At 46.2% G+C, this 18,820-nt stretch carries 9 protein-coding genes; 1 reads left to right on the top strand and 8 read right to left on the bottom strand.

What is annotated here, in order from left to right:
• Positions 1-91: 91 nt before the first annotated feature.
• The 3 genes from IYN85_RS21190 to IYN85_RS21180 are packed head-to-tail and all read right to left on the bottom strand — an operon-like array spanning position 92 to position 10,681.
• Positions 92-640: a hypothetical protein gene (locus IYN85_RS21190; protein ID WP_196160958.1), complete on the bottom strand. Its 549-nt coding sequence runs from the start codon at positions 638-640 to the stop codon at positions 92-94.
• Positions 630-1,436: a hypothetical protein gene (locus tag IYN85_RS21185; protein ID WP_196160957.1), complete on the bottom strand. Its 807-nt coding sequence runs from the start codon at positions 1,434-1,436 to the stop codon at positions 630-632. The genes IYN85_RS21190 and IYN85_RS21185 overlap by 11 nt, the downstream gene beginning before the upstream one ends.
• A 5-nt stretch (positions 1,437-1,441) precedes the next feature.
• Entirely contained in the window at positions 1,442-10,681 is a 9,240-nt protein-coding gene (locus tag IYN85_RS21180) for a strawberry notch C-terminal domain-containing protein (RefSeq protein ID WP_196160956.1), read from the bottom strand.
• A 111-nt stretch (positions 10,682-10,792) separates the two neighbouring features.
• Between IYN85_RS21180 and IYN85_RS21175 the strand changes: the two genes are divergently transcribed.
• Positions 10,793-12,460, top strand: coding sequence for a CHC2 zinc finger domain-containing protein (locus IYN85_RS21175; protein WP_196160955.1), 1,668 nt, complete (start codon positions 10,793-10,795; stop codon positions 12,458-12,460).
• 489 nt (positions 12,461-12,949) lie between these two features.
• Here the strand turns inward: IYN85_RS21175 and IYN85_RS21170 are convergent, their stop codons facing one another.
• Genes IYN85_RS21170 through IYN85_RS21150 form a run of 5 tightly spaced genes read right to left on the bottom strand, consistent with a single transcriptional unit; the run spans position 12,950 to position 18,738 of the window.
• Complete coding sequence (locus IYN85_RS21170; protein ID WP_196160954.1) at positions 12,950-14,335, bottom strand: hypothetical protein; 1,386 nt, start codon at positions 14,333-14,335, stop codon at positions 12,950-12,952.
• Complete coding sequence (locus IYN85_RS21165; RefSeq protein ID WP_196160953.1) at positions 14,332-14,931, bottom strand: hypothetical protein; 600 nt, start codon at positions 14,929-14,931, stop codon at positions 14,332-14,334. Before IYN85_RS21165 ends, IYN85_RS21170 begins: the two co-directional genes overlap by 4 nt.
• A complete protein-coding gene (locus IYN85_RS21160) occupies positions 14,928-16,520 on the bottom strand; it encodes a hypothetical protein (protein WP_196160952.1) in 1,593 nt (530 codons plus the stop codon). The genes IYN85_RS21165 and IYN85_RS21160 overlap by 4 nt, the downstream gene beginning before the upstream one ends.
• 30 nt (positions 16,521-16,550) lie before the next feature.
• On the bottom strand, positions 16,551-18,509 hold the full coding sequence (locus tag IYN85_RS21155; protein WP_196160951.1) for a hypothetical protein: 1,959 nt from the start codon (positions 18,507-18,509) through the stop codon (positions 16,551-16,553).
• A complete protein-coding gene (locus IYN85_RS21150) occupies positions 18,466-18,738 on the bottom strand; it encodes a hypothetical protein (RefSeq protein WP_196160950.1) in 273 nt (90 codons plus the stop codon). Before IYN85_RS21150 ends, IYN85_RS21155 begins: the two co-directional genes overlap by 44 nt.
• Positions 18,739-18,820: the final 82 nt, after the last annotated feature.

Here is an 18,820-nt window from a genome sequence, read left to right as displayed (position 1 = left end):
TTCAAGCAATTAAAGTGCCATTTAGGTTTAGTGTATTGACTCTTGTTAACCAGTCAACAAAAAATGAGAGAATTTCCGTAGTAGAGCGCGATCATGCGTCAGTAGTGATCCAACGCATTTGCGACACAGTAAGCAACGGACGAATCACCGAAGCATCCTTCTCGCTCATTGCAGCAAGTTGCTCACGATGTTGGTTTTCTTTCGTGGTTATATTGATCAGTGCGAGGGGAAAATGATAATTCTTACTCTTTACAACTTTTACCAGAAACACTGCTTGCCGAGGGGAGAAACGCCCATAGTGCTTAAAGCTCTTTATGAGTCTTCGAAACGATAGATCACCCGAAGATTCCAGAGATGCATTCAATCTGATTAACTCTCGCAAAGTCGCCCTTCTAGTAGCATCAGTCTGAAGACTGGATTTTTTTTCTGAAAGGGTTTGATAGTCATATTCCCCCAGTCGAAACCCATGCTTCAGTAAACAATCAAAACCTAGATATGCATAGTGAGGTTTTTGACCAGTTGAAACCTGGTACCCAAAGCGAAGATGACGATCGCCACAATAGGCGCAGAAATGAGCATCACCGGCGAAGTCGACAACTTTACCGGTAAACTTCCATGCTACCGGCGTATCAATCACCAATAACCTTCCATTGAATTACATTCGCAAGTCCGGACTCATCAACCCAGTTCTGAAGCATGACTGGACGTTGGCCGCCGAGGTATCGTACTTCTTCTTTTGTTTCAGGATGACGATAAAGACCAACCGTTAAGCCTTGCCGGTTTGATGACCCGCTAACCTGGTGTCGAGTACGGGATAAAGGCGTATAAAGAGCATGAACCAAAACTGGCGGGGATTCTTCTTCAATCCATTCAATAATTCGATAATCCCATCTCGCAAGCAAATGGCCAAATCGACGATCCTTGTGCTCAGGCTCTTTTGGCGAAGTTAAGAACCACTCAACCATTGTGTTGGAGAATTCTTTGATACCTGCGTAACGTTGCACGTAGGTATCGGTATGTGCCAACACCAATCTACGAAACTCATTTTGCTTGTGATCGGGCATTGGTGGGAATATGGGCTCTAAATGCTCTTCAAGATGCTCAATACCAAACCGCGTAATCCACTTCTGAAATTCTTTAGTTGGATTGAAGATGTCGGTCACAATCTCCTGCTTACCGTTTTCAGGGTGAGTGTAGCGTCCGGTCATTCGTACCGGCGCACTCAATACCGGCTCCCATGAATTGTGCATTTTCAGTACAGCCTCATACACCTTGGTATTACGGCTAGACAGTATCCAGTTCGCAATAAGGTTCGAGGTCGCATAGTAGAATTCACGCGGCTGAATCTTGTGCGCGCTCATCGACTTCTCAACGGCCAACAACACCTTGTCTGGAAGGATGTATCGACGGGGCGACATACTTTGCATCTGTGTCATTAAAGCTACCTTATTTTACCTACTGCCTGCTGGTTTAATTCTTCATCATAATCGGCAAACAGGTCATATTCTTCAACATTATCAGCCATGACCTCTTCAACCGATGGCATAGCCCTCTTCGAATTAGACTCCGTCTTTCCAGCGTGAAGGACCTTTTCTTTCGCATTGTCAGTCATGACGGAGTCTGCGGCAAGCAGCATCGTAGTCGCTGCCACCAAGTCTTTCGAAGCAAGGTCCGCCGGAATCCCTAAGCGAGACTCAAAACTAGAGCTACGATATGCCTCTTCAACCAAGATTTTACTATTTTCATTGAGGATTGCCACATCCGCCCTGAACTCTATAGGTGCATAAAAACTCTTACGATGGTGGCCCATTAATCGTTTAACTAACGCTGGTAGGTCATCATACCGGAAAGTGGTTAACATGTAGTCATCTAACCCAGCAAAGTCCCGCTGGGCCAGTTCCCGAAGTTCTTTATCCCGATAGATCTCAGAATCACTATCCATCACACTCTTTGGAACGTGCAAGGCAACCTTGCCATCGTTAATCTTTATGGTGGTTTGAGGCAGATAAGCACCATGCTTATCTTGATTCGGCAATGGCGCCGTGTGAACCTTTAGCGGTTTTGAACCGCCTTTCCTCATTTGATCTTCCACAAAATCAAGAACCGCCTTCATCCCAGACAACTTCGGTCTTGTATTCGCTGGCAGATTCTTAGCATCCAAGTTGTACGGGAGAAGCATCATTGCTTGCTCATGGCCTCCAATCGAACCACGCGCCGTGCTCGCATGACGTGCAAGGTTTGTGTAGTTGATCATCCCCGTAATTTGATTCCCAAGAAGCGCATTTCGCTCACGACTTCGGCTCACAGAGGTCTGATCGCGAAGTGCTTCATATAGCCCATTCACTTTCCAGTACTCCGGCCTAAACTCTGCATTTAATTCATGGAGGTGTGAGAGTGGATGATTAATGTGACCTTCATTTGGAATAGCTATTTTAATCCGCCATGCCGATAGGGTCGCAATCGTCGACAATGTATCTGGCGGTAATATATCCCGAATAACACCTCTCACCCTTTCCTCAGAATATTCAGATGGCAGTTCTACGGTGTAACCAACCCCCATATTCCGCAAGGTTGAAGACAAGTAATCCAACCGCTGATTGACGTCTTTGACCCGCGAATTATCACGTGCCATTGCAACCTGAACCGCATTAAATTTGTTCTCAGCATCGGTTTCAGCCCGGCCGAACTCTTTGATTGCCTGGTCGACGTCCTCTTTTGATACGAATCGGGCTAACAAAGCCTGTTTTCGAGTCAGCAGCGCATCGGCAACCTTGTGCAGTGTTTCTCCTTTCTTGACATCTAGGTGCTCCATGAGTTCGCTTCGACGGCAGAAATAGCCACCCGAGGCCACCTCAATCTCGACTTCTTCAATGGGGTCAGAACGAACGGGTTCTTCAATTCGAATAACCGCCTGGTGCACGTCACCACTGAAAGGATCGTCACGACCATCTGGTAGTACCGAGATCGCGGCATGAACTTTTTCACTCCGGACAATTTCTGCATTTCCATCAATTTTTTTGGTTACCAGTGGATTGAGGCCGATACGCGCCAGCTCATCAAACAACGCGGTATAACGTGACTCGAGTTCATTGGCAACTCGAACCCCTTGGTCCTGAGTCATAATGGACGTGTATGCGACAAGCTTCTTGGCGAGATCATCCATGGAATCAAATCTCGGATCACCTCTCACTTCTGTGCCAGCCAATCGAGTTTGTATGTCCTGAGCTGCTCTCATGCCCCCTTCGGCGAACAGTTGCAATATGTCAGGGTTGTCGACTAATAAATCGTAAGCCGCCTTGTCGCCAATGACGTTGAAATAGTCCGGAGATTCTGGTAGTTTCCGACTCCCGTCACGATTCCCCATGGTCGCCGCACCACTTTGCTGCAACTTACGAACCATGGAAGCAATTGCCTTCTTGGGAAATAGCAGGCCACTACCAATCAATACAACCTTTGGATCGGTAATCTGTCCAGCACGATCAACGCGCCCACCGAACTGCAAGAATGTATTCACATCATCCGGTAGCTGAGCAAAAATCATGGAGCGCTGGGCATGGTATTTGTTGGTGATAGAGTCATGCACAGACAAACCAGACGCGCCTGTCCGAGTCAGAATCAAACAATCAACCCTGTCTTTGTCTTGCGGCGACTTATGGTTAAACCGCGCTTTTAGACGGTTTTTGTCCAACCTAGGCAATTTGGAAATCACTGTCTGGCCATTGCCTACTTTTATTCCCAACTGCCGACCGGACATTTCACCGACATTCATACCGGCCTCACTCAACCGATCACGCAAATAGTCAATGGGAGAAATTGGCAGTGCCGGACCGATCTCATGAATTGCGTCACGGATAGAATCGATGAACCGATTGAGCTTGTCGTGAGCCATCTTAATGGCTTCTGAAATCGCCATTTCCTTCTCTGTAGGCTCCATCAATTTGAAAGAACGACTGTTTTCAACTTCGCTCTTTGCTTGCTCTGCCGCAATCTCGAAAACGTTGCGCACCTCAGACGGCATACCTGATCGGCGCTCAGTCACCCACTGCATTCGGTCGAGCGTTCTGGTTAACGCGTCCCTGGCATCCATTTCGTAGGGCAGTATTAAACTCGACCCTTCGATTTTGACGCCATCGAGAACATTCAGCGCTTGCTGATAGCTCATGTCCAGCTTTTCTAAGGTTTTTTGATCCGATCCCTTTTCGTGCATCTCTTTAACCTGGGCAGCTGTTTGAATCTCAGCCATGTAAGTTTTGACAATCGTTTCGGCAGTCGAGTCTAGTGCGATAACACTTCGCTTACCATCCCGATAGTCGGCAATTGCCTTATCAACCGTCGCATCCAAGTTAATGAGCAGAGTGAACAGTTTACAGAGTTGGTGATTCAAGCTTCCGAAATTTGTTCCCGACACTGAAGTTGGCTGACCTTCAGGAATACTGGTGTACCTGAAAGCTTCATTTGCATCGCGATAGCGCTCTGTAACAGCAGACAAAGTACCACTCACTTCACCACTAAATCGACCCAACGCTTGCAAAGCCATGGCGAATTTATCACCAATTTCTAGGTCCCGGGCTTCGTATTTCGGATCTTGTTCATACTCAAATTCAGATTTACTGAGGTCACGGTTTACTGAAAAGAATGTACCAAGCTCAGATGCACCACGAAACAGAGTTTCTAACAGATATTCACTGTCATCCATCGAGACTTGACCTAGCGCTTCGAAGTCAACGCTTGGACCAAAGATACCTTTGTAGGCAGGCGCTTGAGTTAATCGTTTCGCTGATGTGGCGGAACTGCTCATGACAAACATCGCATTCGTTTTTAGCTGATCAACGAAACGCCCAATGTTGGAGTCTTCACCCGCAGCATTATGGCTCTCATCCAGCAATACCAAGCTGTTTTTAGCCAAAGACAGAAGCATGTCGTTTTTCTCGATCTGTCCTTTGTTGGTTTTACCGTTTAGTTGATAGCCTGTGTTCTGGTGCTGAGAGTAAGTCGTCATGATCAGCGGTATTTTTCCTTCAGGAACTAAACCACCGAAGCTTTTCGATTCTTTCAGTTTTCCCAGTAATGTTGGATCATGCGCGGCGAGTAACTCACCTCGCTTGCCATCTTCCATTTCATATACTTTGGCTTTGGTGTCATTGTTGATAATGATTGGGAAGAAAGCTTCTCTTAAATCCTCACCAACCATGCCGATATCACGTTCAAAGAAGTCCTGAAACATGTCCGACTTCTCACACATAAAGACAACAGGTGAACGGCGCGCACCACCACCGAGGGTTGAGATATCCATCTCTCCGGATTCAAATCTTTGGTTGAGCGTCCTAAACATTTGCAACGCAGCCGCTTGAACAATGCCCTTCCCTGTGCCAGTCCCCATACCATTCACAAATTCGCTACCAAGATCCATTGAGGTTAGCGCCAGCGCGATAGCGTCACACTGGTAATCCGCAAAGGTCTTATTTATCCGCTCACTCGAAAGCCCTAATGAATGAACAAGTAGATTGGAAATAGACCCATAACGCGCTTCGACAAAATCCAACGCTTTCTCAATGCCTGGTCGCATAGTTTCTGAAACAACAACTGAACCAACATCGGTTCTGCCTAAAGTTGATCGAGGCACATACTGCTGAACAGGCTTATCCTCTCCAGACTGAGCTTTTTCTTTAGAAATAGATTTACGGTCATCCAGTGACACCAAGTTGTCATCTGAAGACTCAGTCGCATCCTTAGCGGCTTCTACATCAGAGTCTTCAGTGAATGACTTTTTTAATGGGCTTGGTGCCTCCGGTTCGGGTAAGTCAGGCAATGCCGGCTCAACACTGTCAGTCTCGCTTAGAACGCCAGCAGACGCCGCTTTGCGACGTTCGAGATCTCGATCACGGGACCCTCTAGTCATTTGCGATGTTGTGCGCGACAGTTTGTCTTTCTTCTTATTGCGCTCATCTAGAGCAGCAACCGCTTCGATTTTTGCTTCGAGCATTTCTTCGGGCGATAGTTGCTGTGTTTTGATCTGTTCTACCCAAGCATCAAGCTTCCCATCAGATAACAATTGAGGCAGCGGTTGTGACACATCGATACGCTCTACCGTGGGGAACCGACCCTGAACGGTAAATACAGTCAATGGAAAAGCGGCATTTCTCTGTTTGTAAGCATCCAGTTCAACATGCGCAATGCCTAACACATTGTAATTGTCCTGCAGATGATTAAAGAACGCTCGTGAAGCACCGTTAAGTTTACCGCGCTCTGACTCGATATAGCTGTCTGCACCAATTATAAAGGTGCCCGCCCCGGTTTCCTTTAAAGCTTGCAAGGACCTAAGAACGATAGCGTGGTCAATACGTTTTGTCTTCCAACCATCGATTTCAACTGCTTCCTCCATTGTACCAAAGGGCGGATTCGCAATGACGCCATCAAACCCAGCGGAAAGCACTCTGAAGTCACGATGTGCAGCATCATGTCCCAATATTTCGACATTCGTATCTTTCGCGTTCGTTTTCATTGCATAGTTCAGCAATGCCCGACGGGATTCACTCAGTTCGTTTAATACTACCTTGGATTGTTCTGGGAGATTAATCGCAAGACTCCCAGTGCCGGCGGTCGGCTCAAAATACTCACCATGCACAATGCCGTGTAACTCAGCATGGTTCTGTATCAGCTCGCCCAGGGAGAATGCCGCGGAAATCGGTGTAGAAAACTGCTGCATATCGCGCTGCTCACCAGTTCGAACTCTCCGGTTGGGCATAGCATTTCTTAGATATAGGACCGCATCGAATGTTTGGGTGGACTTGACAACCAATTCACCAGTAACAATTTGCCGAGCAACTTTGGCTTCAGCCGCCTCCAAGCACTCTTCTACCATGGCCACATTGATGGCACCCTCATCGCCGTCGAATAGGTGCCTAACAGCGCCGGGGCTTGGGAATTCTTCATCCTCTGATACAGACATGGCTGCAGCCATATTTACGATTTCATCGTGGCTATAGCCCTCAAATGAATCAGTAAATACATCAGGGTGAGAAAGCATGTTGGCAAACTGGAACATCATAAACGCTTTGTGCTCTTCGCTACCAAACTCCATATCAGACGGCATGAGCAAGGCATCTGCGGGATTTGAGTAAGACTTCCCGTCGACAACCCTAAAGCCTGTAGAGGTGCCATCTCCCATGGACTGCACAAGATAGCCAACCTGCTTACCCTTTAAATTACGGCCAATGACCGTTTTCTCGGTAATAGCAGGCACCGGATCTTCTGTTACTTCCTCGTCGAGTTCTTCAGGTTCAATGTCATCAAAACTCTGCTCAAATAGCTGATCGTCTTCTTCGACGTCATCAAGTGAGAGTACCGAATCGGGGTCAAAGTCATCGATATGATCTACATCAAGATCAGCAACGGCTGAAATTTGAGGGACAGCACCAGGACTAACAGAAACCTCAGAAAGTGACTCGTAATCATTAGCGATCCGATCCCACAATACAGTCAACTGAGGCCGTTCAATACGTACGGTTTCACCATTATCACCAACAACAGCAACCGCAGAAACTAGCTCGCCTTTTTCGAAGTCAAAAACGACCTCAGGTGTGAAGATTCCATCTCGGCCTAAACCGATGAATGGGTTCATTACACTAACCTGGAAATCGCCATTATTCGGGCTATCGCTTTCAATTAGAAGCGGGAGGACATCACCACGCTTTTGGTAGTTCGTGTTCAGATGATATTGGCTAAGCTCAATTCCAGCTATTTCTGCTTTGGCTACTAGAGTCGCCAAAAATGCATCAGAGACACTGACGCGCTCAGATGGAGGGGATTGAATAGACTCGAGCATTTCACCAAGCTTCTCGGCGAAAGGTGCCGATGCATGATCATCAGGAATTTTATCGATAAGCTTCAACATGTGCGGGATCTTCGTTGACTGCTTATTGACGTGCCTAGACGCCAGCTCCACAAATGATGAATAGTCCTCGGCAGCAATTAACGCATCAGCAAGCGCAACATGTAACTCACCTGCTTGAAGAGGCAGCTTTTCAACCAAGAACTCAATCTCGCTCGGCTGAAAATGAGTGCGTGCAATGTATTTCGCAACGTCACCTTCCAGGGCTGAGATATGGGAATAGTCAGTTTGTGGCTCCAAATACCCCATCAAAGCTGTGAGTGAGCGAAGCTTCCCACTAAAAATACTTTGGTAACTGTTCTGGGATAAAGCAGAAAAAGATTGTTGAGATATATCGGATAGGGCGAGCTCGAAATTCATCTCCATCGTTTCAATCGTGGCCTCATCCTCATGCGTTTCCTTAGGAAGTAAGCACGCAAAGTAATGATCACCACGACGTAAGAGCGGAGCAGCTTGATCGAGCACGGTCATGCCCCGAGCCTTTTCAAGCACCTGGCGATACAGCTGAATGGCTTCAACATCTTCAATTGTTGGAACTACGCGTCCGGATAAAACCGAATCTTCAAACGGTTCAGTTGGGCGAGACTCAACAACTTTTCCTACTGTTGAGCCGGTTTGTCTTTCTTCTTCGTTGGGCTCACCAGTGACTCCGGGGTCAGCCGCCAAATCTGCCTGAGTTACTTCATGTTGAGCTTGGTATGTTGGAGCAACTGATTCTTCCCCATCAGACACAACCTCTTCAACAACTTCATCATTGCTAGATGTTGATTCAACCGCGTTGCCAAAGAAGTCGAATTCCGAGACGGGCACTTGATTGGGATTGTTCCTCTTCTTGACGTCATCTAATACTTCAGCCGACTTTTGTCGAGCCAATAACTGAAAAGTGCTTTTAACAAAAGCCGACATTTCTGGTTCAGTATCTGTGGTTTCTGTTTGGATGGCCGCGGGCGCTTCCTCCTCCACTGAGATCAAATCGGCTAGGTCATCTTCGCGGGTATCTTCAATGGCATCTAAATTGAGCACAAGCGGTTCATTTTCAGCGGCAACGGTGTCCGCTAAAGCATCCAATTTATCAACTACAGTGAGTTCTTCAACTTCTTCATATCCTGCTATTGGCTCACTAGGTTCCGTATTATGGAAATTGGCAGCAATATCATCCATGGGCATTTCTAGTGAATCAGCATGTGATAGCGCTTGATCCATTGTAAAAGCGGACTCGTAGTCGTCAGGCATAACGTCATCAAATGTCAGATTTGCCAGGTCCAACAACTCAACTTCGTTACTAAGAGTCTCAGACAGCTTCGCTTGAACTGCGATATGAGCACTTGTAAGTGAAAATGTGTCCTTCCTTCCCGGCGCCTTGTTTTGAAGGTGATTCATCGCAAGCGCCACCAAAGCTTCTTCAGTATTTGCGGCTTTCTGTTGCGCAATCTGTTCTTCACGCGCCTTTGAAAGCATGAGCAGTAGTGCGCTGTTCGGTTCAAAAATCGACTTATCAACTACGTCATTAGGATCGCTAAAGTAGCTTTCGATTCTTGCGCGTTCTGCTGCATCACGAGTAGAATCCAGTGATGAGGCTTTCGCCAGCGCAACCCCCATGGTATTCAGAGTTGCATCCCAACGTGAAAGCATCAAATGACTTAAAACGGTCGCGGAATATGTATCAGCCCTCGGTTGACCTTCGTTATCAAATAGAAAATCCTCCCACTGAGGAACATCGTAACCTGGATTAACCATATACTCAGTCAAAGACTTAACAGCACTAATTGCCCCGTTCCAGTCTTGAGTATTCTCCAACCCAACGAGATTAGATATTGCGTCAGATAGCTCCTGCCCTTTTGCCGCCCAGTCTTCTTCAGAGATTGATAGCCCAAGCGTCTGAGCAACGGCGTCGCGATATTCAGCCTTTATTTGACTAAGGCTGCGAAGCCGTGAATGATTTCCGGCTAAGCGTTCTGATCCAAACTTAGCATGGGGAGCATCAGCCTCCTCGGAAAAACTATTTCGATTGGGTCCTTTTAACGTGCTCTTCAACGAATTTAGCGGTGGAATATCATGGCCATGGGCAACCGACAGCGCGCGGCCTAATACCTCTGTATGAGCATTTATGCTTTGCGCAAGACGACCTGATGCTTGTGCAGGAGCATCAATAAATGCCTGCCCAGCAATCTGTGCCTTGTTCATAGGGGTTAGGGTAGTGTCTTCCCCCATCAGCTTTAAATAGCGGCCCAATTGCACTTGAACAGAGCCGTCGGACTTAAGCTGCACGCCTTGGGTTGTAACAAACCCTGGTGAGTCTTTTACTGGGATGAAATTGTATCGCTCTGTCAAATGCTGACGCGCTTCTGGCGTGAAAGCTTCTTCTGGGTTATGAAGACCTAACACGAGAGCCGCGGTATTCCCAGTCTGAATCAAATCGAGACTGCGCCCGTTTAAGCGACCATCGATCCATAGAGTGTGCTCTGATTGATCATTTAATGCAGGGAAATCAAAATATGCGTCAGGATATACTTCGGCTAAAGTTTCAATAAAGCCTTGAAATTGCCAACCTTCATTGTCTGAAATATTAAATACACCCGGGACGGGTTGACCATTCCTAATAGCAGTGCGAACCTCAATACCTTTAGCCTGTAAAAGAGGCTGAATGAGCTCGTAGCTGGCGTTCGGAACTCGAAAAAAAAGTTGAGCAGAGCCATTGCCCTGTACTCGCCCCTGGAAATCGATCTTGTAGCGATGCAGGAGGTCTTCTGACCGCGGTAAACTGCTAACAATGTATTCTGCGTTATTCATTCGGACACCCCTGTTGATATGTGCTAACATCAATGTAACACGATCTTGCATTAATTAAAATATTATAGCATGATCTTGCACAAATAAGGAATTAGCACACGGGTCAAGACTATGAGCGCAGCATCGAATCAGAAAGGTCGCATTACTGAGAACAGCATTGATGAAATCTTAAGGCTCGACATCAAGGAGGTTGCGAATAGCCTGTGGCCTGATATCAAGTGGCGAGGCAACTCTGCAAGCTGTCCACTAAGCACACATCAAGGCGATGATAAAACCCCATCTTTTTCTGTAACACCAGGCAAGAACGTTTTTTACTGCTTTACAGAACAGCATGGTGGGAACAATCTAGACTTAGTAGCTGATCGATATGGATACGACAAAAAGCGAGATTTTCGGGAGTGCGTTGAGAAGCTAGCGGAAGTAATGAATGTTACACTCGAGTATGAACCGTTAAACGAACAAGATATCGAAAAAGCAAAAGAAAGGGAGCTTGCTGCTAGAGCAATGACTTTTGCTCAACATCAATTCCAAGCTGCTCTTAATGAGCTGTTCGACGGCATGGAAAAGCTACAAACGGACAACGTGCCTGTTGAAAAATGGCCGGACCAATATAAGACGCTTAAAGAACGTGACATTAGTCGTGAATTCGCCATTGAACATGGCATTGGCTATGCACCAACAGATAATCAGTTTCTATTCAAACGCCTAAAATCTCAGGGCGATGAAGCTGTAAGAGCTGGAGAACTCGCAGATCTGATTAAGCAAAATGCAGATGGCCGCTACTTCGATTTTTTCATAGGTCGCATCACCTATCCCTGCATTGATTACCGAACGAAACAAATAGTGGGCTTTACTGGCCGACGGGTCAGTCAGCAACCCACATCTACAGCACCAAAGTATAAGAACAGCCCTAACAACGTTATCTACAACAAAAGCGCACCAAGTGCTCTATACGGTTTTGCTCACGCGCTCGAAAAGTCTGCCCCTGAGTTCTATGATAAACAAGGCAACTTAAGATGCCTGCTATACTTAGAAGGTCCAAATGACGTGTCCGCAGCGCAGAAAGCCGGGGTGCCAGCGGTCTGCGGCAATGGGATTGCGGTCTCTGAACTGCAAATGCAGACCATGCTTCGATATACAAATGAGTTTATCAACGGCTTAGACCAAGACGTCGCCGGCATGAAAGCCTCTACACATGCGTGGCTATTAGCATTGGAAAACAGTGAAGGGAAACCTATTTCGCAAATACCTATCACTCAAGGCAAGAAAGACGTAGGTGAAATGACACCAGCTGAGATCAAGACTGCTATTGCAAACCGGTTTGGACCGGCAAAGGCCATTGCGAATGCGATACGCGCTACACTTGAGGCTGAATCGACAATGCCCGGTCAAATCAATGCAATAAACGTTGCGCAGCGAACTGCTGAAGAATTCCTGCGTAAGATGCCAGACGGTATTGAAAAAGCGAAGGCATGTGGCCAGATTTCAAAAATGCTCGGTGTCGATCCTGCACTGATACTTGCCGCTACGGTGGAAAGTAAATCTTCGATACCGGTACAGGATAAGAGCCTGGGACCAATTGCCGAAACATTGTCTACCATCGAAAAACTAGTTGAAAGCCGAGAAACAATTTCGCATTTAGAAAGCGAAGTAGCTGCTTTGCGAGCCAGTATTCCTGAAAGGCGAACCCAGCAGCTCCCACAACCCTCACCAGATATGGCACAAGAGCCCGCCATCAGTGCAAAAGACGGCTATCGCGCGAGATTGCCGCAAGTTTGAGACTGAAGAGCCAGCATATCCGCTACGGCTTAACTGGCTCCAAAATGGTAATCTCACGCTGTTGAGCATGCAGTCTGATTATACTAGCCTTTTCAGAGCTCATGCTCCTGTTGCTGCTCAAACCAAACCGACAGAGTATGATCAATCGCGTGTTCTTAAGCGGGACAGCCTGTAAAAGCAATTGAAGTAACCTATCAGCATCGCTCGCAAATGCAACGCTTAGAGGATCGCCATGGAAGCTGAGTTTAAATCCAGATTGGGCACTTAACTGATTAATTTTTGCTGACCAATCACCACGCGACTGATTGGGTAGATGCATTACTACTGTAGATTCTTTCGTAATCAGACTTGTCAAAGTGCCAGGATCATCAGTGAAAACGTGAACAGTGCTATCACCTGAGAGCCAGATACCTTCAAAGACTCGAAATTCGTCCGGATTAAATACTTGAAACCGAGTTGGGATCGATCGTATGTAGTTGTTAATCGTCATCAAACCATCCTACTCATGTTAGTGCCATCTTCATAGAATGGCTCTTCAGACCCTTCATAGACCTTAGTTTGCAATCCTTCAACTGAAGCAACTCCATGTTTTTTCTGGGCAAGTCCCGATACGTTGTGCTTCCTCCATGCTGACTCCAACATTTCAGACGCACGTTGGTTTTCTTGATAGCCCCGAGGGGCACAAATTACATTGGTTTCGATCAGATAATCAATGAACATATCTATTGCTGCATCGATCTTCGGATCAAAAAAAGCTCTACCTGAAGCCTTTTCATAAAAGTAATGGGACTTTGCGGCGGCTGCTTCCGGACTGGCTCCACGTTTCGGTTCGCGACGAACCCGTTTTGTCCGTAAAACCGGTGACTCATGATAGTCCAACTCATGCAGTGCAAAAAACAGTGCTCGATCCCATACAAACAAAAATGGGTAAGCCGGCGGTGTAAACTTACCATACTTTGTCGCATGATCGACGATCGACATCACTACAGTCAACTCAAAACCGTGTTCACTGCTTGCCGCCTTCAAAATAGGGTGATCTTTGTATTTCTGAAGTATTGGATCGACCTTCGCTGCCACTTGGGACTCAATGAGCGCCTCTTTCTTAGGATCGCCAATCCATTCCACATTGGCGTAGATTCGATTAAGAAATCGCATCAGTTTTTGTCGCTCAGGGCGAAATCCAAAGTCGTCTGGCTTATCCTCAACGTGTGCAATAAAGGCAGCAACCATTGCCCGACGAATAGTAGGAAGTTTTTGGAAGCCTGCAAAGCGTTCACCTAAATCCTGGGTTAAATGGGTCCTTAGTCGATCAAAACGGACCTTGCGTTCGCTCTTAACCTTGGAGTTTAGCTTCGAGACAATCCGATAATCGCGAACATACTCAATTGGAAATCGTCGTTCTCTGAAGAGACCCTTGGTACTTGGATACTTTGCTGGATTGACACGAGAAAGAAATTCCAAATGTGGCCATATCGATCGATTAGCCAATATCAATTCTTCTAGGCTCAACTCTCCCTCAAAACGCTCCTTCCGGTAGATCTTGAAACTTAGATAAAACATCACAAACACAGCAATCATGTTCAGAGTCGACCAACGCATAACGCGAGCATTTATCTGCATTGCCTGTGAAAACGTTATATCCTTAGGGTCACGAATTGCTAGCTGTTCGTACAGATAAGAAGCAGAATCCCTTACACTATGCCTCATTTCTAAGTACTGAGTAATACCCATTTGCCATTTGGTATAAACGACCCAAATAGCCGTTAACTGTTCTTGGTATACGAAAGCAAACACAACACTTACGATGATCAAGAGAATGAACACTGCCATGACCGGATCATCGGGCAACCAAGATACATTACCGTGATCGCTCATTTAACACCTCCAAATAAAATCTTAATCCCCTCTAATGGAGACAATAGCCGCTCATGCAAAACGCTCTGATACTGGACGTATGCTGAAAACACTAATACCACTAATGATGCGGATGATAAGGCAAATGAAATTGAGAAGAATGCCAGAAAGTGATCAAGGCCCGATGCAAACAAGATTTTTGACCAAATGATCATCCAAACCAACGAAAAAATCAGCCGAATATAGATTCGCAGTTTAAAGTTCTTAAGTACCCGAGGGCGATCAAAGCTTGCGAGTGAATCCACCCAAGCCCTATATCGGATATCAGCAGGCCAAGAAACATAATCAGGGTTACTTAAAAGCTCATCATCAATAGCAGTGCTTTTCTTGAAACGCTTTGAAAGTGTCCCAGGCTTTACAGTCATTGGGTTTGCATTACTAGATAAAAGCCCAGTATTTGGTTTTACTGCCCAAACTCCCACTTTACCCACCGCAGCCGCAGCTTTCATAGCTTTAGCTTTTGCATCACTATTTGGCAATGAAACAGCAGACGGCCATGATTGAGCTGTACGCTGAATAACAAGTTTGCGCTTCCGGGGTGCTTCCATCACTGTCATCGTTCCCGCTTAGACCAAAGACCTTTAACGTTTTCTAGCATCTCGTTAAATACGGCTTTCGCATTGTTCACTAAGTCAGACAGTTGCTTTAACACAGGCAACTGAGAAAGTTTTTTACCGCCAACAGCATGCTTCGTAGCCATTGGGTGGCGGCGTAAATCGGTTAGCGCAGATGACAATTCTTCGAAAGTCTCTTTCGCACCTGGGACCGATTTAAACGATTCTAATGATTTCCCGATATCCATAGCTTTCAGAGCCAGTAGCTGTCGATTGAACCCGTCACCACCATTGATCAACTGATTTACCCGGTTGGAGGCCACCCTCATTTGAGGCTCGGATCCAGGAATACCACTTAGCTGCTGAATAGCATTCAGTTCATTAGTTAATTGTTTAGCGCGATCTGTAAGCAAACCCATAAATCTTACTTTTTGACCCGGGTCTTGATTCGCTAGCCGAACAAATCTTTGCTCTGCCTTGGTCAGACCTTCTGCGCCGATAACAGCGCTACCACCCCTAACAAATTTCGATTTGAGCTTCGATAGAACATTACGTTTAGTATCCTGCTTGATCTGTGGTCCAAGTTCTCGATGTCTCGTAGCTAATGCTCTGATCTGATCCTCTAGTTGATGCATCCGAGCTTGCCGTCTTCTTGCAATTGAAGTGTCGCCAGGCTGCTTGTTCCCAAAATTAAAAAGAGTTAACCGCCCGGCTTCTTCGGCTTTTCGTTTTGCTTCAGCTCTTTCTTCATCGGTCATATTTTGCTGAGAATGAGCACGGTCAGCAGCAGCCTCTTCCTCGAGGCGCTTCAGTTGTTGTTGAAGAATATCCAGTTCGCTAGGTGTTTGGTCTGGCTCGGGCTTTGGTGAAGAATTTTCGCTATTGGCATCCGCCGGACTTGAATATAGAGAGGGGTTTGGAGATTCGAAACTCATTCGTTCATCTTCTCGCTCAAATAAAGAAGCTTTCCCCGTCGCGTCCAAAACCAACATAGACCCTGACCTAAATTCAACAGAATCTGCCGATGTTGTATTCAAAGGAGTCTTATTCAAGGCCTCGAACAATGCGCTATCACGAGAAGGAAGGCGTAGCGCAACAATATTATTGTCACCCACAGCGGTTTGGTGGACCACTTGATTAGACGATTCAAACAAACGCTCCACTACCGAATTGAAATTATCATCTTGAATCAAGTCATGCTTTGGTACCTCACCGGAATAGTGATCAAGATTAAAATAGTCAGCCTTGATATCTTCCGAGAAATCGACAAGGCCATTTAGCGCCATCTTTTCAGGTGAATCCTCGAGCGCATCCAGCGATGAACTTGCGATCTGAATTTCTTCAGAAGTAGGCGATGACTCAAAAGTTTCGATAACTCGCTCAGAACGACGAATATCTGTCACATTATCTTCTGCTTCAAGACTAAAGACATCTACGTTTGACATAGACGATGCACTTGGAGCTATAGGACTATCTTCAAAGGCCGCCATCTCGTCTGTCTTGATCTCGCCATTTGAAGTGATCTCATTCATGCTTATTGGCTCTGAAATCTGCACGTTTTCATCAACCTGCGGTAGTTTTCTATCCACCATGTCAACCCCCTTGATATAGGAATCTTGATCTTATGTACGGCCCTGCGTACGCGCTTTAGCCATTTCTTCTTTCCGAACCAAATTCGAATCCATAGTTTCATAGAGAAGCGTTGCAGATAAATCACTCAAATGACGAAGCTCGTCCAATATGGACTGCTGTAACTCAAGCGAAACACCCTGTTGTTTTAACAAGTCGCGAAGCAATGGAGCCGGTTCGGGACCAGTCACATTCAAATAAGCGTGATATTCAGGTCCAGTCCATCTTTCAACTTTAAACTGTTCTAACTTTCTGTAGCTAAGACCATTCTCACGCCCCCCATCAGGTGTCCGAATGGGAGCGGCTTTTCTCTGGGCCATCGATAAAATTTGCTCACTAAGTGCCAACCTGCCTTGGTTAACCGAAATGTCTAAATCGCTTCCATCTTGTGACTGAGCAGCTCTTATTTCACGCAATGCTGATTTTTGAGTTTCAACGTTGTTTCTCAAATGACTAATCGTTGCATTGTAAACAGAGGGATCAGGTAGCTCTTCCAGTCGATGACGCTCGAGAACACTCTTAGCCACGGAATCGCGAGCTGTTTTCTGGTAGACCATTGTCGGTAAGGCACTGTCTCCGGTCTTAAGGTAGTCTTGGTCAAGTTCATCAATACCATCATTTGGGAGGCCATGGGAAACAAAATATACAAAAGTTTCTGAATCCTGTTGAAATCTTTCTGGCTTCGGAGTCGAACCAGGAGCCATAGCAGATGCATAACTCAGTGCACCGTGATTCCACGCGTTAGGATTATTAATATCTCCCGTAACAGATGGGGCTACTTTGTTTATATAGTTGTTTCTTTTTGTTTCGCGATTGACCTTTTCATTGTCATTTGCCGCCGGCATAGTTGCCTCCTGCACGGCCGCTTTCCCAGCACTCTCTGTTTGTTGATCAACTAATTTTTTAGTGGAGCTCTGCGCAGCATTTAAAATATCATCACCACAGACCCCGCTTGAAGGCTGGGCCGCCTGTGCTGTTCTGGTCCGTTCATTTGCAACTATTTGCTCAACAATCTTATCGCCCAGACTTCCAAGGGCCATGATGGACTTGTCGTTTTGCATGGTACCCGCTTCAACACTAGCCTCGAAACCAGCTTGTAACTTCCCTTCAAGAATTCCCAAGCCATTGCCAATATCATTGAGCATACCATTTACAGCCTTAGTGCCCTCGTTCATTGCCTTCCAAAGTTTGGAAGCAAACTGCCAGAGGGCTGCAATAATTGCCGCGGCTTCTTCACCAAACCAACCAGCATGCGCCGTGCTTGGAGCAAGTACCATAGCTGATACAACGCTTACAATCGCGCCTTGAGTTAGAAAATCACGTCGAGATTTCTTCTCAGGGGATTCGGGCTTACCCTCGCTTTCAGCTTTTTCTGCCTGATCGGCCTCTTGTAGGAGTCGCAAAAGCGTATCCACTTCTGAGTCGACATATTCCTTGCCGTCGAAATCGCCGTGCTCATCTGAGCGCTTATGGTACTCCGCAAGTCGAGCCAACAGCTCTTTCCGCTCACTATTAGACAAGCTTGTCGGTCCGGTCTTCCAACCGTCACTCACTGTTTCAGCGGGCTTTGCTTTACCGCTAGGCTTAGACTCATCCTTATTGTCTTGATTTATTGACTGCCTGATGGATAGCAGAGAGTTTGACTTCTTATCAATTTGAAAATTGCGAACTTGCTCCAGGGTCAACTTCATCACATTTAAATGTGTGTTTAAGCTAATGACCCATGCTGCTTCAGCCTCCTTAGACTGATCATCGGGGACCAACCCTTCCAATTCAATAGCCTTGGCTAACTGAACAGATAAGACTGAGCGAAGATGCTTTGGAATGCCGCCTGATGCTAGTACGCTTCGGTACTCTGCCGACAACTCCTCAAAGCGCTTGCAAGCAAGTTGCTTATCAGACTGAGACTTAGCTTCTTTTTGGCGCTTGAAGAGATTGAAGAGTTTTTTCACGGGAACTTTCCTGTTTTCGGTTTTTCGAAGGGATTGGTTGAGTGCTTATCTCTGCCAACCGCAATCGAACTTGCTCATTAATAATTGCAGAATCAAATGTCGCCGCAGGACCAATACTTCTTAGCACGCTGCCGCCATACTGATTGCAGATATCTGCATCAGACATGCCATTAATATCAACCTCTGAGCCTATTGTGCGCCTCAACAGCCGTTTAAAAAAATTTTTCACGATAAAGCTGCCAACCTAGAAACTTATTCAATATTAAGCATGGGTGGTCTATAATGCAACATGATCTTGCACTAAACTCTAC

Source organism: Reinekea sp. G2M2-21, from assembly GCF_015687175.1.
Lineage (GTDB): Bacteria > Pseudomonadota > Gammaproteobacteria > Pseudomonadales > Natronospirillaceae > Reinekea.
The sequence above is the reverse complement of the archived record's forward strand: the minus strand, read 5'-3'. Positions and strand labels throughout refer to the sequence as shown.